Source organism: Ornithinimicrobium sufpigmenti, from assembly GCF_004322775.1.
GTDB lineage: Bacteria > Actinomycetota > Actinomycetes > Actinomycetales > Dermatophilaceae > Ornithinicoccus > Ornithinicoccus sufpigmenti.
Window position 1 is genome coordinate 2,449,037 of the sequence record NZ_CP036403.1, and the last position, 21,139, is coordinate 2,470,175.

Below are 21,139 nucleotides of genomic sequence, written 5' to 3' on the forward strand. Positions count from 1 at the left end.
GTGGGCCGCCGTCCGGACCCCCGCCGGGGTGGTCTACGTTCGCAGGGTGGATCTCGTGCCCGGTCTGGCGGTCCTGCGCGACTACGACCGCGCCTGGTGGCGCTCCGACGTGGTCGCGGGCGCGACCGTCGGTGCGATGCTCATCCCGCAGTCGATGGCGTACGCCGAGCTGGCTGGGCTGCCCCCGGAGGTCGGTTTCTACGCGGTGATCGGGCCTCTGTTGCTCTACGCCCTGGTCGGCACCAGCCGCCATCTGGGGGTGGGCCCCGAGCCGGGGACGGCCATCTTGGCGGCGACCGGCGTGGGGGTGATCGCGGCCGGCGACCCGGGGCGCTACCTGGTGCTCATGGCCGGGCTGGCACTCGTCGTGGGCGCGATGGCCGTGCTCGGGTCCCTGGCCCGGCTGGGGTTCATCGCCTCGCTGCTGTCCAAGCCGGTGCTCGTGGGCTACATCACCGGGGTGGGGCTGACCCTGCTGACCAGCCAGATCACCGCCTTCACCGGGGTGCCCGTCGAGGCTGACCGCTTCTTCCCCCGCGTGGCCGAGCTGGCGGTCTCGCTGCCCGAGGTGCACCTGCCCACCCTGACCGTCGCCGCCGGCTCCCTCGCGCTGGTGCTCGCGCTGCGCCGTCGGCTCCCGCGGGTGCCGGGGGCCCTCATCGCGGTGGGCCTGGCCACCCTGGTCGTGTCGGTGCTGCCCGGCACGTCGCCGGCGGTGCCGCTGGTCGGCTCCGTGCCCCAGGGGTTGCCCACGCCGGCCTGGCCCGCCCTCTCCCTGGCCGACCTGTCCGCGCTGGCCCTGGTGGCCGGGGGCGTCCTGATCGTCGGGTTCACCGACAACGTCCTCACCGCCCGGTCCATCGCGGCCCGGCACGGCTACCGGATCGACCCCAACCAGGAGCTCTTCGCCCTGGGGGTGACCAACCTCTCGGCCGGTCTGCTGCAGGGCTTCCCGGTCTCCTCCAGCGCGAGCCGGACGGCCGTCGCCGCCGCGCTGGGCAGCCGGACACAGGTGGTGTCCCTGGTGGCGGCGGTCCTGGTGGTCGCCACCTTGCTGTTCCTGGGTCCGGTGCTGGCGGTCGTCCCGCGCGCGGCCCTGGCCGCGGTGATCGTCTCCGCGGCGATCGCGATCATCGACGTGCCCGGGTACCGCGCACTCTGGCGGGTCAGCAGGTCCGAGGCGCTGCTGGCGGTCGTGGCGGCGCTGGGGGTCGTCGTCGTGGACATCCTGGCCGGTGTCCTGATCGCCGTGGCGCTCTCGGTCGTGGTCGCGCTCGGCCGCACCGCCCGTCCGCACGACGCCGTGCTCGGTGACCACCCGGCGCTCGACGGGTGGGTGGAGATGGACACCCACCCCGACGCACGGGTCGAGCCCGGCCTGCTCGTCTACCGCTTCGACGCCCCGCTGTTCTTCCTCAACACCGAGCGCTTCCGCAGCAGGGTCCTGGACACCCTGGAGCGCAACCCCGGGGAGGAGGACTGGCTGGTGCTGGACTTCGAGGGGGTCGGCGGCCTGGATGCGACGGCGCTGGACGGCCTGGCCGAGCTGTCGGAGTCCCTGGCGGACCTGGGGCTGAGCCGGATCGCCGTGGCCCGGGCCAACTCCCAGGTGGTCGGCAAGCTGCGGCGGATGCGGCTCTTGGCCCCGGAGGGTCCCCTGCACAACTACCCGACGATCAACGGCGCCGTCCGCGACTTCCGCGCGTCGCGCGCGAGCGGCTGAGCCGACCGGGCTCGTCCAGCCCCCGGGGTGGCCCAGGTAGCCCTAGAGCAGGGTCGCCTTGACCTCGGAGACCCGGGCGAGCAGGCCGTTGACGAAGCTCGGGGAGTCGTCGGTCGACATCGAGGCCACCAGCTCCACCGCCTCCGAGACGGCCACCATGTCGGGCACCTCGTCGTTCCAGACGATCTCCCAGACCCCGATGCGCAGGGCTGCGCGGTCGACGGCAGCCATCCGCTCCAGCGTCCAGCCCTGAGACCAGGTGGTGAGGATCTCCTCAATCTCCCGCCAGTGCTCCAGCACGCCCCGCACGACCTGCACCGCATACTCCGGCAGCGGGTGCTGCGTGGTCGGCGCGGCGATCCGCTGCTCGAGCAGGTCCCCCACGTTCATCCCACGCTGCTCGGCCTCGAAGAGCAGCTCCAGGGCACGCTTGCGCGCGCGCCGGCGTGCTGCCACGTCAGTTCACGCGGCCGAGGTAGGACCCGTCACGGGTGTCCACCTTGACCCGGGTACCGGTCTCCAGGAAAAGCGGCACCTGGATCTCGGCACCGGTCTGCACGGTCGCCGGCTTGGTCCCGCCGGTGGAGCGGTCGCCCTGCAGGCCGGGGTCGGTGTGGGTGATCTCCAGCTCGACCGACGGCGGCAGCTCGACGTAGAGCACCTGGCCCTCGTGCTGGGCGATCATCGCGCGGCCGTTCTCCAGCAGCCACTTCGCGGAGTCGCCCATCGCCTCGGGGCTGACCGGCACCTGCTCGTAGGTCTTCTCGTCCATGAAGATGTAGTCGGTGCCGTCGTGGTAGAGGTACTGGTAGTCCGAGCGGTCGACGGTCGCGGTCTCTACCTTGGTGCCGGCGTTGAAGGTCTTGTCGATGATCTTGTTGCTGGTGACGTTCTTGAGCTTGGTGCGCACGAACGCCGGGCCCTTGCCGGGCTTGACGTGCTGGAACTCCAGCACCTGCCACAGGCCGTTGTCCATGGACAGGACCATGCCGTTCTTCAGGTCGTTCGTGGTCGCCACAGGCTGCTTCCTTCGGTATGCGGTGTCAGACGGTCGGGCGGGTAGGCGGACCGCGGCAGGCGCGGCCGGTCCCCAAACCCGACCCAGTCTACCGGGACGCTCCAGCCCTCCCCTGGCGCACGGCATACGGCACAGTGGGCCCCATGAGGTGGACGAGAGCCCTGGCACTTCCGGCTGCGGGCCTGGCCGCGCTCGCCGTGCGCGACCTGACGCAGAAGAAGCACGCGATCCGGCACAACTTTCCCGTGCTGGGCCACGCCCGTTACCTGCTGGAGGAGGTCGGTCCCGAGATCCGGCAGTACATCGTCACCGACAACAACTCCGAGCGACCCTTCAGCCGCGACCAGCGCCGCTGGATCTACGCCTCCGCGAAGCGGGAGAACCCCTACTTCGGTTTCGGCACCGACAACGACCTCGAGCGGGACGAGGGGTATGCCGTCATCCGGCACCGCACCTTCGCGCCGGTCCAGCCCGCCGTGCACCCGCACGCGGGTGAGGAGACCCCCGTGCCGTGCGCCAAGGTGCTGGGCCAGGCGCGTGGACGCACCAGGGCGTTCCGTCCCGGGTCGGTGATCAACGTCTCGGCGATGAGCTACGGCGCGCTCTCGGGCCGGGCCGTGGAGTCCCTCAACCGCGGCTGCGCCGAGGCCGGTGCCCTGCACAACACGGGCGAGGGTGGGATCTCGGTCCACCACCGCCACGGCGCCGACCTCATCTTCCAGATCGGCACCGCCTACTTCGGCTGCCGGGACGAGCGCGGGCGCTTCGACCTGCAGCGGCTGAAGGACCTGGTCGCCGCCAACCCGGTGCGGGCCCTGGAGATCAAGCTTTCCCAGGGGGCCAAACCCGGGCTCGGAGGGCTCCTGCCCAAGGCCAAGATCACCGAGGAGATCGCCCAGATCCGCGGCATACCCGTGGGTCAGGACTGCCACTCCCCCAGCCGGCACGCCGAGTTCTCCGACGTCGACAGCATGCTGGACTTCGTCGAGCTGCTCGCGGCCGAGACCGGGCTGCCGGTCGGGATCAAGTCCGCCGTCGGCCTCGTCGACATGTGGGACGAGCTGGCCGAGCTGATGGCCCGCGGGGACCGGGGCGTGGACTTCATCGCGATCGACGGAGGGGAGGGCGGCACCGGGGCCGCCCCGCTGGCCTTCTCCGACTCGGTCTCGCTGCCGTTCCGGATCGCCTTCCCGGAGGTCTACTCTCGGTTTGCCCGCGCCGGGATCGCCGACCGGGTGGTGTGGATGGGCGGCGGCAAGCTCGGGCTGCCGGACAACGCCGCCGTGGCGTTCGCGCTGGGGGTCGACCTGGTCTACGTCGCCCGCGAGGCGATGATGTCGATCGGCTGCATCCAGGCGCAGCGGTGCCACAACGACCTGTGCCCGACCGGGGTCGCCACCCAGAACCCGTGGCTGGTCCGAGGCCTGGACCCGGACGACAAGAGCGCCCGCGCGACCAACTACCTCGTCTCCTGGCGGCGGGAGATGCTCAAGCTTGCGGGAGCCTGCGGCGTCGAGCACCCGGGCTTGATCTCCGGCGACATGGTCGACATTCTGCTCGGCACCCGGCAGGCGACACCGTTGTGGCGGGCGGCCGGCTACGACGACCCGTCCTGGGGTCTGCCCTCTGCCGAGCAGCAGCAGGAGATCCGGGACCTCATGACGGGCGCGCCCGAGGGCGGCTCGGTGCCACCGTCAGCGACCGCCACCGGGGACGCCTCGACGCACCCGACGGCGAGCACGCCGGAGCGGCTCGGGCGTCGCGGGTCGGACGTCATCCAGGACTCGAACACGGAGTGAGCCGGGCCGTGTCGCCGGTCGCGGGCAAACCGTGTCGCCGGTCGGGGGCAAAACCGTGTCGCCGGTCGCGGGCAAGACCGTGTCGCCGGTCGGGGAACGGTCAGGTGCTGGTGACGGCTGCGTGGGCGGCCTGCAGCAGTTCCTCCGGCGGGTCGACCAGGCGGGTGGGGCGGGCCAGGCCCTCGAGCGCGACGAACCGCAGGGTGGTGCCGCGGGACTTCTTGTCCCGCGCCATCGCCTCCCGCAGCTGCTCCCAGCGACCCGCCCCAGCTGGGTACCGGGTCGGCAGCCCTACCGCAGACAGCACGCGCTCGTGCCGGTCCAGCAGGGCCTGGTTTATCAGGCCCGACCGGTGGGCCAGCTGCGCGACGAAGACCATGCCGACGGCCACGGCGTCCCCGTGCCGCCACGTGTAGTCCTCGACCAGCTCCACCGCGTGGCCGTAGGTGTGGCCGTAGTTGAGGACCTCCCGCAGCGAGGACTCCCTGAGGTCGGCCGCGACGACGTCCGCCTTGACCTGCACGGCCCGGGCCATCAGCTCCACGGCCAGCTCGGGGTCGCCGGCCGGGTCCCTGGCCTCCTCCGGCCTGGCCTCGACGAGGTCCAGGATCCCCGGGTCGGCGACGAAGCCACACTTGAGCACCTCGGCCAGCCCGGAGACGTAGTCCGCCGGGGGCATCGTGCGCAGCCACACCGGGTCGCAGAGCACGGCCGCCGGCGGATGGAAGGCGCCCACGAGGTTCTTTCCCTCGGCGGTGTTGATCCCGGTCTTGCCGCCCACGGCGGCATCGACGACGCCGAGCAGCGAGGAAGGCAGGTGCACGACCTCGACCCCGCGCAACCAGCTCGCGGCGACGAACCCGGCCAGGTCGGTCACCGCTCCCCCGCCGATACCGACGACCAGGTCGTCCCGGGTGAAGCCCTCCTGACCGAGCCGGGCCCAGAGCCGGACCAGGACGTCGGCCCGTTTGGCGGCCTCAGCGTCGGGGACCAGCGCACGCACGACCTGGGCACCGGCTGACCCCAGCACCTCGGTGGCCTGGTCGACCACGTCCTCCCGCCCCGGCTGGTGGACCACCAGCACCCGGCGGCCGGGCCGGGCGTGCTCGGCGAGCCGGGACACCGCCCCCGCCTCGATGTGGACGGGATAGGGCCGGTCCTCGCCCACCTGCACCGTCCGGGCGGTCATGCCGAACCTGTCAGGCCGAGGGCGGCCAGGACCTCGTCGGCGACCTGCTCGGGATCCTTGCCGCCGGTGCTGACCTGGGCGGTCGAGAGCTGCTCGTAGGTCGGCCGCCGGCTGTTCATCATCCGGGTCCACGAGGCGCGGGGGTTGACGAGCAGCAGAGGCCTGGACGCGTCGAACCCGATCCGGCGCGAGGCGTCGGCGATGCTCACGTCGAGGAAGACCACCGGACGTCCGCTCGCCCGCAGCGCCTGCGCGATCTCCTCCTGCATGACCGCTCCGCCGCCGAGAGCCAGCACCCCGCTCTCCTCCTCCAGCGCCCGGACCACCTCGGTGCGCTCCAGCTCCCGGAAGAACGCCTCCCCGTCGTCGACGAAGATGTCGCTGATCGCCCGGCCCTGCGCGCGCTCGATGGTCCGGTCGGTGTCGTGCACCGGGACCCCGAGGCGCGACGCGAGGACCTGCCCCACGGTGGTCTTGCCCGCTCCGGGAGGCCCGATGAGCACCAGGACCGGGCCCGGGTCGCCGTCGGTCGCCTTCTGCAGCCCCTCGCCGCTCATGCCTGCCCCTCCGTCACCGGCGTGCGCTGGTGCTCGGCGACCGATGCGAGGTATGCCGCGTGGTTGCGCGCCACCTCGGCGACCGAGTCGCCGCCGAACTTCTCCAGCACCGCGTCCGCGAGCACGAGCGCGACCATCGCCTCGGCGACCACACCGGCCGCAGGGACGGCGCACACGTCGGAGCGCTGGTGGATGGCGGTCGTCGGCTCACCGGTGGTGGTGTCCACGGTCCGCAGGGCTCGCGGCACGGTCGAGATGGGCTTCATCGCGGCCCGCACCCGCAGCACCTCCCCCGTGCTCATCCCGCCCTCGGTGCCACCGCTGCGGAGGGTGGCCCGGCGGACCAGACCGTCCGGCCCGCGGTCCAGCTCGTCGTGGGCCTGGCTTCCCCGCCGGGCCGCGGTCCGGAAGCCCTCACCGACCTCGACGCCCTTGATGGCCTGGATGCCCATGAGCGCTCCGGCCAGCCTGGAGTCCAGGCGCCGGTCCCAGTGCACGTGCGAGCCCAGACCAGGCGGCAGGCCGTAGGCCAGCACCTCGACCACGCCACCGAGGGTGTCACCGTCCTTGCGGGCCGCGTCCACCTCGGCGACCATGGCCGCGGAGAGCTCGGGGTCCAGGGTGCGGACGGGGTCGGCGTCGAGCCGGTCCGCGTCGTCGGGACCGGGGAGCTGGTCACTGGTGGGTGCGTCGTCGTCGAGGCCGGGCACGCCGGCCCGCCCGATGCTCACGGTGTGTGAGACCAGGCGCACGCCGATCGACTGCTCCAGGAAGGCGGCGGCGACCGCACCTAGCGCGACCCTGGCTGCGGTCTCGCGCGCCGACGCGCGTTCCAGCACGGGGCGGGCCTCGTCGAAGCCGTACTTGGTCATCCCCACCAGGTCCGCGTGCCCGGGCCGGGGACGCGTGAGCGGTCGGTTGCGGGCCAGCTCCTGGGGTGCGCCGACGTCGTCGGCCCGCTGCAGCGCCTCCTGCTCGACCGGCTCGGGCGACATGACGGCCGACCACTTGGCCCACTCGGAGTTCTCGATCTGCAGGGCCAGTGGCGAGCCTAGGCTGAGGCCGTGCCGCAGTCCGCCCAGGAAGTGCAGCCGGTCGGCCTCGAACGACATCCGTGCGCCGCGGCCGTAGCCCAGCCGGCGACGGGCCAGGGCGGCCTCCACGGGCGCACGCTCCACGCGCACCCCGGCCGGCAGTCCTTCGAGCACCGCGGAGAGGGCGGGTCCGTGGGACTCGCCGGCGGTCAACCATCGCAGCATGGTCCCCGATCCTGCCACGCCGTCCCTACAGCGAGAGCATCGTGGTGGTCAGCTGCGGTGCCGCCATCAGCCCCAGCAGGGCACCCACCATCATCGCCGGGCCGTAGGCGAAGTCACCGGTCCAGCTGACGCGGCGCAGCGCGAGCAGCGCCAGCGCCCAGATACCCCCGACCACGAAACCCCCGTAGATGCCGAGGATCACCTCGGGCCACCCGAACCAGCCCAGCCCGCCGCCGAGCAGCACCGCCAGCTTGACGTCCCCCAGCCCCACCGCCAGGGACCCCCTCGCCAGGGAGAGCAGCGCGATGAGGAGGTACAGCCCGCCACCGCCCAGCGCGCCCAGCAGTGCCCGCACCAGCGGCTCCAGACCGCCCCCGACGACCGTGGCGACCAGCATCCCGACACCCAGCGTCGTCATCGACGGCCACATGATCCGGTCCGGCAGCCGGTGGACGTCCAGGTCCATCGCCGCCAGGCAGGTGCAGGCGAGGACGACGACCACGAAGGTGAGGCTGAGCACCAGCGCGACCGGCCAGCCGGGCACCGCGGTGTCCTGCACCTGCCAGATGCGGTGCAGGACGAGCGCGGCCGACACCCCCAGCGTGGGCGGCACCCACCAGCGCCGGCCCGGCGAGGGCTCGTCGAGCTCGTCCGGTTTGCGGTAGGTCGTCCGCGCCAGCCACCGGGCGACCGGGATCCCCAGCACGGTGCCGACGGTGCCGGCCACGAGCGGAAGGACCAGGTCGTTCACCGGGCGGCCCCGAGGTGCTGGTCCAGGGCCTCCGCCATCTCCGCGAGCGGTGCGGTCCGACCGGTCATCAGCTCGACCTGCCCGACGGCCTGGTGCAGGAGCATGGCGGTGCCCCTGACGACGGCGACCCTACCGGCGGTCCGGTCGGCCACGGCCCGGGCCAGAGGGCTCGGCCAGGGCGCGTAGGTCGCGTCGAGGAGCACCGGCGCGGGGGCGTCCACCGTCGGCAGGTGCAGGTCGGGGGCAGGCGCGTCGGCCGGCAGGGTGCCCACCACCACGTGGGCGGTGACGCCGTCCAGGGGTATGCCGTCCGCCAGCCGCCCCGTACGCACCTGCGGCGAGATGGGTCCCGGGTGCTGCTCCAGCCGCTCCAGCATGGCTGCCGTCTCCGGCCGCAGCCGGTCGCGCACCAGCAGGGTGATCTCCTCGGCGCCGAGCCGCCGCAGCGCCAGCACCGCCGACCTGGCGGTGGCCCCACCGCCGAGGACGAGCGCCCGTCGCGGCGGGCCGGCGCCACCGCGCTCCAGCTCACGCTGCAGCGCGGTGGCCAGCCCCAGGATGTCCGTGTTGTCGGCATACCAGCCGTCGTCCCTGCGCACGAGGGTGTTGGCGGCGCCGGCGAGGACGGCGTCCGGACTCGCCTCGTCGGCCAGCGCGAGCGCCTCCTCCTTGCCCGGCATGGTGACGGACAGGCCGACCCACTCCGGCCCCAGCGACCGCACGTGGGCGGCCAGCCCACCCGCAGCCACCTGGACCCGGTCATAGGTCCAGCCGGCCAGGCCGAGGGCCGTGTAGGCGGCGCGGTGCAGCACCGGGGAGAGGGAGTGCTCCACCGGGGAGCCGACCACTGCGGCCCGACGCGGCCCGAGGTGCCCGCTCAGCACTGGCCCGAGTCGTCCTGGTTCTCCCGGCACCACTGCTGGAACTCCTCGACGTTGGCGAGGTGCTCCTCGTAGGTGGTGGCGAACTTCGTCTCGCCCGAGGAGGGGTCGACCGTGACGAAGTAGACCCAGTCGCCGGGCTCGGGGTTCATCGCGGCCTGGATGGAGGCCTCGCCGGGGCTGTTGATCGGGCCCGGCGGCAGACCCGGGTGGTAGTAGGTGTTGTAGGGGCTGTCGTTGGCGCGCTGTTCCTCGGTGGTGCCCGCCAGGCCCCGCTCCTGGTAGATGAAGTGGACCGTGGAGTCCATCTGCAGGTAGCCGTTGGTCTCGGAGTTGCCCTCGAGGCGGTTCTCCATCACCCGGGCGATCTTGGGCAGGTCCTCGGCGAACATGCCCTCGCCCTGGACGATGCTGGCCTTGGTGATGACCTCGCGCAGCTCCTCGCCCTCCAGCCCGAGCTGGGCGTGGACCGCCTTGCCCTGGTCGATCATGGTCTGCAGCTGCTCCTGCGGCCCGGCATCGGCCGGGAACTCGTAGGTGCTGGGGAACAGGAAGCCCTCCAGCTCCCCGTCGGCCGCCCCGGGCAGGTCCAGGTCGGCGGGGTCGATCGCCTCGTACTCGGCGACCTCGTGCCCGGTCTGCTCGGCGAGGATCTCGAACGTCTCGGCCACCCAGAGCCCTTCGCGGATCGTGACGCCGTTGACCTCGCGAAAGCCGCCGTCGAGGAGGCGGGACAGCGCGGCCTGGGAGCTCATCTGCTCGGCCATCCGGTAGGTGCCCGGCTGGATCGAGCTGCTACGGGCGTCGGCGGCCAGGGCCGCGGTGAACGCCGAGGCCGAGGCGACGACGTCGCTCTGCACCAGGATCTCGCCGATCTCACCGCCCGAGGCTCCCTGCGGGATCTCCACCATCACCTCGCCGGTGCCCGATCCCTCGTAGTCCTCGGCGGTGGTCTCACCGCCGAGGGAGATCTGCGGCAGCAGCCCGGAGACCGCGTTGAAGGAGTAGACGCCCGCGACGACCACCAGACCCAGCGCGACGAGCAGTGCCACGCCCCGCAGGACGGGGTTGCGCTTCCGGCGTCGACGCGGGGCGTAGGCCGCTTCCTCGTCCGGCGCGAGCATCTCGTCGGCCAGCGTCGCGTCGTGCACGTCCTCCTCACCGGCCCCCAGGCCGAGCAGACCGTCGTCGTGGCGGCGGCCGCCGCTACGGTCGTGCTCGTCCACGTCGTCCCAGTCATCACGGGGTGGCTGGCTCATGGCTGGTCCTTTGCGTCACGGGCCACGGACGAACGCGAACGCGGCTTTCTCTGCTTGGTGGGGGCACCGACGGGACGACCGGCGCGCCGTGCTTCGAGCGCTGACTGGAGGATAAGCACTGCGGCCGCCTGGTCGACGACGCCACGCTGGGACCGGCCAGGCACGCCACTGTCCCGCAGCACCCTGTGCGCGTCCACCGTGGTGAGCCGCTCGTCCCACAGCCGCACCGGCACCTCGAGCCGCCGTTGCAGTGCCTCAGCGTAGCGGCGGGCTGCGCGGGCGGCCAGGCCTTCCTCCCCCGAGAGGGTGCGCGGCAGCCCGACCACGACGGCCACAGCTCCCCGCTCCTGCACCTCGAGCGCGATCTGGTCCAGGTCCGTGCCGCCGGCCTCGTCGCGGGCCAGCGTCGCCACGGGGTGCGCGAGGATCCCGGCGCCGTCGCTGACGGCCAGGCCCACCCGGGCCGCTCCGACATCGACCCCCAGCAGCACGCCGTCCTGCGCTCCTGACGGCGAGGACGGCACGTCGGCGCTCACCCGGTCAGGCCCGCCTCGATCCGGGCCAGGGCCTCCGGGGCCTTGGCCGGGTCCTGCCCGCCGCCCTGGGCCAGGTCGTCCTTGCCGCCGCCTCCGCCGCCGAGCACCTGGGCCGCGACCTTGACCAGCGCGCCGGCCTTGAGGCCCTGCTGCCGGGCCGTCTCGTTGGTGGCGACGACGACCGCGGGGCGGCCGTTCTGGGCACCGGTGAGCGCGACGACGACGGGCCGGTCGGTGCCGAGCCGGCCACGCAGGTCGGCGGCGAGCCGGCGCAGGTCGTCACCGCCCGCGCCGTCGCCGAGGTCGTGCCCCAGCCAGGTGATGCCGCGCACGTCCCGCGCCTGCTCGACCAGGCTCGAGGCCGAGGACAGCACCTGGGCCGCCTTGGCCTGCGCGATCTCCTTCTCCGCCTCCTTGAGCCGGGCCACGAGCGAGGCGATCCGGTCCGGCAGCTCCTCGGGCCGCACCTTGAGGGCGTCGGTCAGCTGCCCGACGATGACGTTCTCCCGCGCCAGGTGACCGTAGGCGTCGGCGCCGACGAGCGCCTCGACCCGCCGTACCCCGGAGCCGATCGAGGCCTCGCCGAGGATCTTCACCAGGGACAGCTGGGCGGAGTTGACCACGTGGGTGCCTCCGCACAGCTCCAGGCTCCACGGGCCACCGACGGAGACCACCCGGACCAGGTCGGGGTAGCGCTCGCCGAAGAGCGCCATCGCCCCCATCTCCCGCGCCTCCGCCAGCGGCATCTCGGCGGCGCTGACCTGCAGGTCGGCCATCAGCCGGTCGTTGATCCGGGCCTCGACGCCGGCCAGCTCGTCGGGCGACAGCCCTCGGGTGGCGCGGAAGTCGAAGCGCAGCCGGCCGGGGGCGTTCTCGGAGCCGGCCTGGGTCGCGGTGTCGCCCAGGGCCTCGCGGATCACCTTGTGGACGATGTGGGTGGCCGTGTGGGCGCGGGACACGGCCGCGCGGCGGTGCACGTCGATCTGGGAGTGCGCGGTGTCACCGACCGCGGCCTCCCCCTCCAGCAGCCGGCCACGGTGCACGACCAGGCCGGGCAGCGGTCGCTGGACGTCGGCGACCTCGAAGACGCCGCCGCCGGCCAGCCGGATGGTGCCGTGGTCGGCCAGCTGCCCGCCGGCCTCCGCGTAGAACGGGGTGCTGGCCAGCACCAGCTCCAGCTCGGTGCCGCGCTCGGCGTCGGCGCCCTCGACGCGGACGCGGTCCACCTGCGCCCCGCCGGAGAGGAGGGCGACCACGGGCGCCTCGCCGGCCATCGCCTCATACCCGGTGAACTCCGTGCTGGTCCCCAGCCGGTCGGACAGCTCGCGGTATGCGGTGCCCCCGCCGTGGCCGTGCTTCTTGGCCTTGGCGTCGGCCTTGGCGCGCTGGCGCTGCTCGGTCATCAGCGTGCGGAAGGCGTCCTCGTCCACGGACAGCCCCTGCTCGGCAGCCATCTCCAGGGTGAGGTCGATCGGGAAGCCGTAGGTGTCGTGCAGCGCGAAGGCCTCCGCGCCGCCGAGGGTGCTCGCGCCGGCCTGCTTGGCCTTGGCCACGGCGGTGTCCAGGATGGTGGTGCCGCTGGCGAGGGTCCGTCGGAAGGCGTCCTCCTCGGTGTAGGCCACCTCGCTGATCCGGGGCCAGTCCCGCTCCAGCTCGGGGTAGGAGCTCTTCATCACCTCCTTGCTGACCGGCAGCAGCTCTGGCAGCGCGGCGACCGAGGGGTCGACGCCGAGCAGGCGCATGGAGCGGACCGCGCGGCGCAGCAGCCGGCGCAGGACGTAGCCGCGTCCCTCGTTGCCGGGGACGACGCCGTCACCCATGAGCATCAGGCCGGAGCGGACGTGGTCGGCGACGACGCGGAAGCGCACGTCGTCGTCATGGTTGGCGCCGTAGGCCCGGCCCGAGAGGTCCTCGGCCCGCTCGATGACGGGGTAGACCTCGTCGATCTCGTAGAGGTTGTCCACCCCCTGCAGCAGGTAGGCCACCCGCTCCAGGCCCATGCCGGTGTCGATGTTCTTGCTCGGGAGGGCACCCTCGACGTCGAAGTCGGTCTTGGTGCGGACCTCGCCGAGCATCTCCTGCATGAAGACGAGGTTCCAGATCTCCAGGAAGCGGTCCTCGTCGACGACGGGGCCGCCGTCCTGGCCGTGCTCGGGACCGCGGTCGATGTAGATCTCGCTGCACGGGCCGGCCGGGCCGGGAACCCCCATGTGCCAGTAGTTGTCCGCCAGGCCGCGGCGCTGGATCCGCTCCTCGGGCAGGCCCGCCACCTCGCGCCACAGGGTGGCCGCCTCCTCGTCCCCCTCGGGCAGGCTCGGGTGCACGCCCGGTCCGAGCACGGTGACCCAGACGGACTCCGGGTCGAAGCCGAAGCCGCCTTCGTTCTGGGAGCTGGTGATCAGCTCCCAGGCGTGCCGGATGGCGCCCTCCTTGAAGTAGTCACCGAAGGAGAAGTTGCCGTTCATCTGGAAGAACGTGCCGTGCCGGGTGGTCTTGCCGACCTCCTCGATGTCCAGCGTCCGGACGCACTTCTGCACGCTGGTCGCCCGGGGCCACGGCGGGGTCTGCTCGCCGAGCAGGTAGGGCTTGAACGGCACCATCCCGGCGTTGACGAAGAGCAGGTTGGGGTCGTCGTAGACCAGCGGGGCGCTGGGCACCACCGCGTGACCCTTGCCCTCGAAGAACGACAGCCAGCGGCGGCGGATCTCGGCGGTTTCCATGCTCAACTTTCGGCGGGGGCCACGGACCGGTCCATGCTAGTCGCTCCCCGAGCCGCCCCCCGAACCCTCCGTCGCCCCACGGTCCCCAGTGCCCATCTGCTCCTGCATCTGCAGGATCCGGTCCATCTCGATCCGCTGGTCGGAGTCGATGTCCACGACCAGGTTCCACAGCACGGGGTCGGTGCCCTGGTCGCCCTGCTGCAGGTCCTCGACCATGGTGACCGCCCCGTCGTGGTGGGCGTACATCAGCCGCAGGAAGAGCCGGTCGAAGTCCTCACCGTCAGCGGCCGCCAGCTCGGCCAGCTGCTCCTCCGAGATCATGCCCGGCATCTCCCCCACCACGTGGGCGCCGTGGCCACCGCCGGCCTCGTCGATCCGCAGGACCGCCAGCCGGTGCGTCTGCAGCCATTCCTCCATGAGCCGGATCTCGTCCTCCTGGCTGAGGCGGATGCGCTCGGCGAACAGGGGCACGTCCTCGCGACCTGAGCGCTCGTCGACCAGCTCCGTCATCTGCAGGGCCTGGCCGTGGTGCACGATCATGTGCCGCACGAAGGCCACGTCCTCCGCCGTGATCTCCGGGTCGGGGATCGTGGGCACCTGGGTGAGCACCTCGCCCGGCTCACCGGGGGCGCCACCCTGGATGACCCGGTGGGTCACCGCAGGAGGGTCCTCGGCCCCGGAGCAGGCGCTCAGCCCCAGGCAGATCAGCACGGCGCCGACCGGCACCAGATATGCGGGACGCGGCACGTCCTGGCCTCTCTCTCGTCGTCGAGGGTCGCTGCCCGGGAGGCCTTCTCAGCATCACCCCCGTGGGCCGACAAACCATACCCGCCACCGTCCCGGCATGGTGAAGGAAGAGGTCAAGGAATCGTCAAGAAATCGCCCAGTTGGTCTGGCGGAGGTAAAAGTTTTCGGGGGCGGGTAAAGGTTTCGCCAAGTTCCTCGGTGTCGATGACGCGGGTGGCTAGGTTGCAGGTGCAGCACCAGAGTCGATGCGTGACTGAGGCACCCGACGGCGGTTGCCCAGCCCCTCGGCCGGTGCGCGTCCCTTGTAGCGATCACCGGCACGAAAGGCGCCACCGCCATGGCAGCAAGAGCACGTTCCGTCCGTCGACTTCGAGGCCCTCTGGCGTTGGTCAGCGCCGCGCTGCTCGGCCTCAGCCTGGCCCCCGGCGCCGCCCAGGCGGCCGCCGACCCCAACCTCCCGGACACCGAGGACCCCCGGTTCCAGCTGTCGCAGAACGAGCAGCTCGGCCACAACATGGAACTGCTGTCGAACATGCCCAAGACCGCCCCGCTGACGGCCACCAACTCGGACATGGCCTTCACCGGTGACTACGCCATCCAAGGCAACTACTCCGGGTTCAACATCATCGACCTCTCCGACCCGGCCAACCCGACCATCCGGACCACGGTCGTGTGCCCGGGCGGGCAGTTCGACGCCAACGTCTACGGCGACCTGTTGTTCACCTCCGTCGAGCAGGCCAACGGCCGGCTCGACTGCGGCACCGAAGGCGCCGGGCCAGCCGACCAGCCCAACCCGGAGCGGATGCGCGGCGTGCGCATCTGGGACATCTCGGACCTGGACAACCCGGTCCAGGTGGCGGCGATCCAGACCTGCCGCGGCTCGCACACCAACCGCATGGTCGAGGACCCCAACGACCCCGACCACGTGTACATCTACAACAACGGCACCGCCGGCCAGCGCCACCAGGCCGAGGCGGTGCACACGCCCGAGGGCCTCGTCGACGGCCGCTGCGGACGCGGCCTGGACGACCCCAACCCCTCGACCCACATGATCGAGATCATCAAGGTCCCGGTCGCCGACCCGGCGGCGGCCGAGGTCGTCAAGGAGTGGCGCCTGTTCGCCGACGAGGAGTCCGGCGCGGTCGACGGCCTGCAGAACGGGCCGACCCGCGAGGGGCACCCCTGCAGCACGACCCCTCGTCCGGACGGCTCGGGGCTCGACAGCTGCGCCCCTGCCGGCACGGGCTACAGCCCGAACCCCAACACCAACACCTGCCACGACATCACGGTCTACCCCGAGGTCGGTCTCGCGGCCGGCGCCTGCCAGGGCAACGGCATCCTCATCGACATCACCGACCCGGCCGCCCCGACGCGCCTCGACTACGTCGCGGACGAGAACTTCTCGTACTGGCACTCGGCCAACTTCAGCAACGACGGCGAGACCGTGATGTTCACCGACGAGTGGGGTGGTGGCGGCGGCGCCCGGTGCGCACCCCACCACCGCATGGAGTGGGGCGCCAACGCCTTCTTCACCATCGACCGCAGCGGTGGCACCCCGAAGCTGAACTTCGAGAGCTACTACAAGCTCCCCGCGGCACAGGCTGCCAACGAGACCTGCGTCGCGCACCAGGCGAACATCCTGCCTGTGCCTGGTCGGGACGTGATGGTGCAGGCCTGGTACTCAGGCGGTGCGTCGCTGTTCGACTTCACCGACCCCTCGGACGTCAAGGAGATCGGCTACTTCGACCGCGGCGCCGGCGGCTCCGGCTACTGGTCCTCGTACTGGTACAACGGCAACGTCTACGCCAACGAGATCTCCCGGGGCTTCGACAGCCTGACCGTGCTCCCGTCGGAGCACCTGAGCGCTCACGAGATCGCCGCGGCGAAGACCGTGCAGCTGGACGAGCACAACGCGATGTCGATGCGCATGTACCAGTGGGAGCCGAGCATCGTCGTGGCCCGGGCTCACCTGGACCAGCTGGTGCGCAACGGTGACATCGCCGACAACAAGGCCGACAACATCACCCAGTCCCTGGACCGGGCGGAGAACCCGCGGAACGCCAAGGGCTACTACCGGGCCCAGCTGCAGGCCGCGCTGAACCAGACGGACGCCGGCAACCCCGCGCACGCGGCCCTGCGCCAGGCCATCCAGGACCTGATGTGAGACACGTCTGCCGCTGACATCCTGCCGAGGCGGCCGGTCACCCGACCGGCCGCCTCGGACCGTGTCAGGGAGCGTGCCGCGCCGTGCCTCGCTATGAGGTAAATACTTGGTCAGTTTCTGCCTCGTTCCTTGTCCTGCTCGTTCCCCCTCCTCTAACGTGACCGGCGTCACGGCGGGTTACAGGCCCGGTGAGGGAACCGGTCGCGACTCCTGACCATCATGGTGCCGCCCGGAGGCCTGGCGCAGGCACCGGCACGAAGGGCAACGACGCCACATGCCACTGACGAAGAAGAAGGCGCGATCCGGGCCGATGGCCCGCAGATGGCGCGCACCCCTGTCCATGGTCAGCGCCGTCCTGCTGGGCCTGACCATGCTCCCGGCCGCCTCCGGCGCCGACGAGCTCCCGACCACCGACGACCCCCGCTACGGCCTGGGGGTGGACGAGGTCGCCAGCCACGGGATCAACCACCTGGCCCAGGTGACCAAGGTCGACACCGGGCTGACCGGGTTCAACTCGGACATGGCCTTCACCGGTGACTACGTCCTGCAGGGCAACTATCACGGCTTCAACGTCGTCGACGCCTCCGACCCGGCGAACCCCACGGTCCGCACCTCGGTGCTCTGCCCCGGCGGTCAGGGGGACCTCAACGTCTACGGCCACCTCGTCTTCCAGTCGGTCGAGGAAAACAGTGGTCGGGTCGACTGCGGCACCCAGAGCAACCCGGGCGGTGCGCAGCCGGACCGCTTCCGTGGCGTGCGTATCTGGGACATCTCCGACCTGGACAACCCGGTCCAGGTCGCGGGCATCCAGACCTGCCGCGGCTCGCACACCAACCGCTTGGTCGAGGACCCGAACGACCCCCACCACGTCTACATCTACAACAACGGCACCGCTGGGCAGCGGTCCCCTGGCGAGAAGGTGCACACGCCGGACGGCTTCGTGGACGGGCGCTGCGGCCGTGGCGTGACCGACCCCAACCCCTCCTCGCACATGATCGAGATCATCAAGGTCCCGGTCGCCGACCCCGCGTCGGCCGAGGTCGTCAAGGAGTGGCGCCTGTTCGCCGACGAGGAGACCGGTGCGGTCAACGGCCTGCAGAACGGGCCGACCCGCGCGGGCCACCCGTGCAGCACCACCCCCCGCCCTGACGGCTCGGGGCTCAACAGCTGCGCCCCGGCCGGTACCAACTACAGCCCGAGCCCCAACACCAACACCTGTCACGACATCACCGTCTACCCCGAGGTGGGTCTCGCGGCGGGCGCCTGCCAGGGCAACGGCATCCTCATCGACATCTCCGACCCGGCCGACCCGGTCCGCCTGGACGTCGTCGCCGACGAGAACTTCGCCTACTGGCACTCGGCCAACTTCAGCAACGACGGCGAGACCGTGATGTTCACCGACGAGTGGGGTGGCGGCAGCGGCCCGCGCTGCGCCCCGCACCACCGCACCTCCTGGGGCGCGAACGCCTTCTTCACCATCGACCGCAGCGGCGGCACGCCACAGCTGGAGTTCCAGAGCTACTACAAGCTGCCCGTCGCCCAGTCCACCACGGAGAACTGCGTCGCGCACCAGGCCAACATCCTGCCCGTGCCCGGGCGGGACGTGATGATCCAGGCGTGGTACCAGGGCGGCGCGTCGCTCCTCGACTTCACCGACCCGGCCCACCCTGTCGAGATCGGCTACTTCGACCGCGGTCCGATCAGCGCGACCCAGTCCGTCCTCGGTGGCTTCTGGTCGTCGTACTGGTACAACGGCAACGTCTTCGGCAGCGAGATCCACCGCGGCCTGGACATCATGGAGCTGACGCCGACCGCCCAGCTCAGTGCCCACGAGATCGCCGCGGCGAAGACCGTGCAGCTCGACGAGCACAACGCGATGTCGATGCGCATGTACGAGTGGGAGCCGAGCATCGTCCTGGCCCGGGCCTACCTGGACCAGGTCGTGCGGGCCGGTGAGATACCCGACAACAAGGCGGCCAACATCACGCGGTCGCTGGACCGTGCGGAGAACCCCAAGAACCCCAACCAGCGTCGGGCCCAGCTGCAGGCCGCGCTGAACCAGACCGACGCCGGCAACCCCGCGCACGCGTCCCTGCGCCAGGCCCTACAGGACCTGATGTAGGCGCCGTACGCGGCTGACCGCGACGCAGCGGCCGAGGCGGTCCGACCCCAGGGTCGGGCCGCCTCGTCGCGTGCCGTCCCGCCGACGACCTACCGCCCGCGGATGATCTTGCGCAGCTCCTTCCACCGCGACCCGAGCCGCTCCTCCCAGCCGCGGCCCGTGGGGTGGTAGTAGTCGGCGTCCTCGGCGGCCAGGTCGTCGGGCAAGAACTGCTGCGGCCCGACGCCGTTGGGCTCGTCGTGGCTGTAGCGGTAGCCCTCACCGTGGCCGAGGCGTGCTGCCCCGGCATACCCGGAGCCGCGCAGGTGCGCCGGGACGGCCCCGCCCTTGCCCGCCCGCACGTCGGCGATCGCGGCGTTGATCGCGGCGTAGGCGGCATTGGACTTGGGCGCGAGCGCGTTGTGGACCACGGCCTGCGCGAGGATGATCCGCGCCTCGGGCATGCCGATCTGGGCGACCGCGTGCAGCGCCGCGACGGCAGTCTGCAGGGCGGTGGGGTCGCCCATGCCGACGTCCTCGGAGGCGGCGATGACGATGCGGCGGGCGATGAAGCGCGGGTCCTCCCCCGCCTCCAGCTGCCGGGCCAGGTAGTGCAGCGCAGCGTCCACGTCGGAGCCGCGCATCGACTTGATGAACGCGCTGGCGACGTCGTAGTGCTGGTCGCCAGCGCGGTCGTAGCGGACGGCGGCGTGGGCGACGGCCTGCTCCACGTGCGAGAGCGAGATCGGTATGACGCCCCCCTCGCGTCCCGCAGGCACGTCGTCGGTGGCCACCCCGGCCGCGGCCTCCAGCGTCGTCAGGGCCCGGCGGGCGTCGCCCCCCGCCATGCGCACGATGTGCGCCATACCCTCCTCGGCCAGGGTGAACCCGGCGGCCAGGCCGCGCTCGTCCGCGATCGCCCGCTCCACCACCCCGCGCACGTCGTCGTCGTCGAGCGAGCTGAGCGTGACCAGCACCGAACGGGAGAGCAGCGGCGCGATGATCGAGAAGGAGGGGTTCTCGGTCGTGGCGGCGACCAGGATGACCAGGCGGTTCTCGACACCGGGGAGCAGCGCGTCCTGCTGGGCCTTGGTGAAGCGGTGGATCTCGTCCAGGAAGAGGACGGTCTGCCGGCCGTAGAGGCTGCGGTCCCGCGTGGCCTGGTCCATCACCGCCCGGACGTCCTTGACACCGGCGGTGACGGCGGAGAGCTCGACGAAGCGCCGTTCTGCCGCGGTCGCGACCAGGTGCGCCAGGGTCGTCTTGCCCGTCCCCGGCGGACCCCAGAGGATCGCGGACAGCGGACCAGCCGCGCCGCCCTGACCCTCGATGAGCCGGCGCAGCGGCGAGCCGGGCCGCAGGGCGTCGCGCTGGCCGGCGACCTCCTCCAGGGTGCGCGGACGCATCCGCACCGCCAGCGGTGCCATCAGGGCGCCGGTCGCGTCGGCCGGGCCGCTGCTGAAGAGGTCGTCGTCAGCCATTGCCCCAGCGTAGGCCGCGCCCTGGGGGGGCGCAGGCTGCGCCCAGGGGCGGGCCGGAGCGCGTGCCAGAATTCTCGCCATGCCCTCCCGACCCTCGCTGCACCCGTCCGCGCTCGGGTGCGCCACGGACGTGACCTACGCCGACCTGCGTGCGCTCTCCCATGACGACCCGTGGCTGCGGTGGGGACTGCCGGACCCGCTCTCCGGTCACGCGCTGGTGCGCGACGGTGTCGCGGTGGTGCAGCGGCTCGGGCACCGGCCCGGGCTGTGGGTGGCTCCCCTCCGCCCGTCGCAGGAGCCAGGGGCGGTCCCGCAGGGCGGGGGGCTGGCGGAGGAGGCCGGGCGGGTCCGGTCGGCGCTGCAGCACGTGATGGACGAGGACCTGCTGGCGCGGTGGGCGGCGCGGTCGGTATCGGTGCCGCAGGAGCATGCCGAGGTCGGTCACGAGGTCCTGCCGCTCTCGGACCAGGGCGGTGACTGGGAGTGGATGTGGGCCACGACCGTGCCGGACCCGCTGCCCGGTGAGGAGTCGCTGGTGCTGCTGGACGACCTCTCGGACGCCGAGGAGCTGCTGGCCTTCGCGCACCAGCACAACCCTCGGGTGTGGACCCGGATCGGCGAGGGGGTGATGACCCGGTGGGTGGGTCTGCGAGGACCTGACGGTGAGCTGCTGGCCGTCGGCGGCGCCGAGACCGAGCGCTCCGGCGTGCCGCACCTGGCCGGCATCCTCACCGCCACGCACGCCCGCGGGCGGGGGCTGGGCGAGATGGTCTCCGCGGCGCTGACCCGGTGGGCCCTGGAGCACCACGGCGTGTCCACCCTCGGGATGTACTCGGACAACGAGGTGGCCCGACGTCTCTACCGGCGCCTCGGCTACCGCACCGCCCGAGCCTGGCACTCGCGGCAGCTGGACCTCTGAAGGCCCGCCCGTCGCCGCGCCCTCTCGCCCTGGTC

At 72.1% G+C, this 21,139-nt stretch carries 17 protein-coding genes; 5 read left to right on the forward strand and 12 right to left on the reverse strand.

From position 1 onward, the window contains the following. Positions 1-46 precede the first annotated feature (46 nt). Complete coding sequence (locus ESZ52_RS11185) at positions 47-1,723, forward strand: SulP family inorganic anion transporter (protein ID WP_181010023.1); 1,677 nt, start codon at positions 47-49, stop codon at positions 1,721-1,723. 42 nt (positions 1,724-1,765) lie between these two features. Here ESZ52_RS11185 and nusB read toward each other — a convergent pair whose 3' ends face one another. Together nusB and efp are read right to left on the reverse strand one after the other, a co-directional pair. Further along, on the reverse strand, positions 1,766-2,179 hold the full coding sequence (nusB, locus tag ESZ52_RS11190) for a transcription antitermination factor NusB (RefSeq protein WP_131105003.1): 414 nt from the start codon (positions 2,177-2,179) through the stop codon (positions 1,766-1,768). 1 nt (position 2,180) lies between these two features. After that, positions 2,181-2,741 (reverse strand): elongation factor P, encoded by a 561-nt coding sequence (efp, locus tag ESZ52_RS11195; protein WP_131105004.1) that lies wholly within the window; start codon positions 2,739-2,741, stop codon positions 2,181-2,183. Between the two features lie 143 nt (positions 2,742-2,884). Here efp and ESZ52_RS11200 point away from each other — a divergent pair, with 143 nt between their 5' ends. Continuing rightward, entirely contained in the window at positions 2,885-4,540 is a 1,656-nt protein-coding gene (locus tag ESZ52_RS11200; protein WP_131105005.1) for an FMN-binding glutamate synthase family protein, read from the forward strand. 100 nt (positions 4,541-4,640) lie between these two features. On the opposite strand, the gene aroB is transcribed toward ESZ52_RS11200, so the two are convergent. Genes aroB through ESZ52_RS11245 form a run of 9 tightly spaced genes read right to left on the reverse strand, consistent with a single transcriptional unit; the run spans position 4,641 to position 14,439 of the window. Next, positions 4,641-5,729 carry a 3-dehydroquinate synthase gene (gene aroB / locus ESZ52_RS11205; RefSeq protein WP_131105006.1) on the reverse strand — a complete coding sequence of 363 codons (1,089 nt, stop codon included), beginning with the start codon at positions 5,727-5,729 and terminating at the stop codon, positions 4,641-4,643. Continuing rightward, positions 5,726-6,286 (reverse strand): shikimate kinase, encoded by a 561-nt coding sequence (locus tag ESZ52_RS11210; protein WP_131105007.1) that lies wholly within the window; start codon positions 6,284-6,286, stop codon positions 5,726-5,728. The genes aroB and ESZ52_RS11210 overlap by 4 nt, the downstream gene beginning before the upstream one ends. After that, positions 6,283-7,545 carry a chorismate synthase gene (gene aroC / locus ESZ52_RS11215; RefSeq protein ID WP_131105008.1) on the reverse strand — a complete coding sequence of 421 codons (1,263 nt, stop codon included), beginning with the start codon at positions 7,543-7,545 and terminating at the stop codon, positions 6,283-6,285. Before aroC ends, ESZ52_RS11210 begins: the two co-directional genes overlap by 4 nt. Before the next feature lie 25 nt (positions 7,546-7,570). Further along, positions 7,571-8,296 (reverse strand): prepilin peptidase, encoded by a 726-nt coding sequence (locus ESZ52_RS11220; protein ID WP_131105009.1) that lies wholly within the window; start codon positions 8,294-8,296, stop codon positions 7,571-7,573. After that, positions 8,293-9,213 carry a shikimate dehydrogenase gene (locus tag ESZ52_RS11225; RefSeq protein WP_337590166.1) on the reverse strand — a complete coding sequence of 307 codons (921 nt, stop codon included), beginning with the start codon at positions 9,211-9,213 and terminating at the stop codon, positions 8,293-8,295. The genes ESZ52_RS11220 and ESZ52_RS11225 overlap by 4 nt, the downstream gene beginning before the upstream one ends. Then, a complete protein-coding gene (gene mltG, locus ESZ52_RS11230; RefSeq protein ID WP_131105010.1) occupies positions 9,174-10,436 on the reverse strand; it encodes an endolytic transglycosylase MltG in 1,263 nt (420 codons plus the stop codon). Before mltG ends, ESZ52_RS11225 begins: the two co-directional genes overlap by 40 nt. Beyond that, complete coding sequence (gene ruvX, locus ESZ52_RS11235) at positions 10,433-10,972, reverse strand: Holliday junction resolvase RuvX (protein WP_238154604.1); 540 nt, start codon at positions 10,970-10,972, stop codon at positions 10,433-10,435. Before ruvX ends, mltG begins: the two co-directional genes overlap by 4 nt. Next, a complete protein-coding gene (gene alaS, locus ESZ52_RS11240) occupies positions 10,969-13,692 on the reverse strand; it encodes an alanine--tRNA ligase (protein WP_131105011.1) in 2,724 nt (907 codons plus the stop codon). The genes ruvX and alaS overlap by 4 nt, the downstream gene beginning before the upstream one ends. A gap of 36 nt (positions 13,693-13,728) precedes the next feature. Next, positions 13,729-14,439, reverse strand: coding sequence for a DUF305 domain-containing protein (locus tag ESZ52_RS11245; protein ID WP_131105012.1), 711 nt, complete (start codon positions 14,437-14,439; stop codon positions 13,729-13,731). A 337-nt stretch (positions 14,440-14,776) separates the two neighbouring features. On the opposite strand from ESZ52_RS11245, the gene ESZ52_RS11250 reads away from it, so the two are divergent. Then, a complete protein-coding gene (locus ESZ52_RS11250; RefSeq protein WP_131105013.1) occupies positions 14,777-16,603 on the forward strand; it encodes an LVIVD repeat-containing protein in 1,827 nt (608 codons plus the stop codon). A 274-nt stretch (positions 16,604-16,877) separates the two neighbouring features. Next, a complete protein-coding gene (locus tag ESZ52_RS11255; RefSeq protein WP_181010024.1) occupies positions 16,878-18,725 on the forward strand; it encodes an LVIVD repeat-containing protein in 1,848 nt (615 codons plus the stop codon). Between the two features lie 89 nt (positions 18,726-18,814). Here the strand turns inward: ESZ52_RS11255 and ESZ52_RS11260 are convergent, their stop codons facing one another. Continuing rightward, positions 18,815-20,185 (reverse strand): replication-associated recombination protein A, encoded by a 1,371-nt coding sequence (locus ESZ52_RS11260; protein ID WP_131105014.1) that lies wholly within the window; start codon positions 20,183-20,185, stop codon positions 18,815-18,817. A gap of 79 nt (positions 20,186-20,264) precedes the next feature. On the opposite strand from ESZ52_RS11260, the gene ESZ52_RS11265 reads away from it, so the two are divergent. Further along, positions 20,265-21,104 carry a GNAT family N-acetyltransferase gene (locus ESZ52_RS11265; protein ID WP_131105015.1) on the forward strand — a complete coding sequence of 280 codons (840 nt, stop codon included), beginning with the start codon at positions 20,265-20,267 and terminating at the stop codon, positions 21,102-21,104. Positions 21,105-21,139: the final 35 nt, after the last annotated feature.

Bases quoted from the DNA above. Each gene is read 5' to 3' on its own strand.
- mltG (WP_131105010.1), bottom strand. From the start codon at position 10,436: ATGAGCCAGCCACCCCGTGATGACTGGGACGACGTGGACGAGCACGAC.
- ESZ52_RS11200 (WP_131105005.1), top strand. From the start codon at position 2,885: ATGAGGTGGACGAGAGCCCTGGCACTTCCGGCTGCGGGCCTGGCCGCG.
- ESZ52_RS11255 (WP_181010024.1), top strand. From the start codon at position 16,878: ATGCCACTGACGAAGAAGAAGGCGCGATCCGGGCCGATGGCCCGCAGA.
- ESZ52_RS11260 (WP_131105014.1), bottom strand. From the start codon at position 20,185: ATGGCTGACGACGACCTCTTCAGCAGCGGCCCGGCCGACGCGACCGGC.
- ESZ52_RS11210 (WP_131105007.1), bottom strand. From the start codon at position 6,286: ATGAGCGGCGAGGGGCTGCAGAAGGCGACCGACGGCGACCCGGGCCCG.
- ESZ52_RS11250 (WP_131105013.1), top strand. From the start codon at position 14,777: ATGGCAGCAAGAGCACGTTCCGTCCGTCGACTTCGAGGCCCTCTGGCG.
- aroB (WP_131105006.1), bottom strand. From the start codon at position 5,729: ATGACCGCCCGGACGGTGCAGGTGGGCGAGGACCGGCCCTATCCCGTC.
- aroC (WP_131105008.1), bottom strand. From the start codon at position 7,545: ATGCTGCGATGGTTGACCGCCGGCGAGTCCCACGGACCCGCCCTCTCC.
- alaS (WP_131105011.1), bottom strand. From the start codon at position 13,692: ATGGAAACCGCCGAGATCCGCCGCCGCTGGCTGTCGTTCTTCGAGGGC.
- ESZ52_RS11265 (WP_131105015.1), top strand. From the start codon at position 20,265: ATGCCCTCCCGACCCTCGCTGCACCCGTCCGCGCTCGGGTGCGCCACG.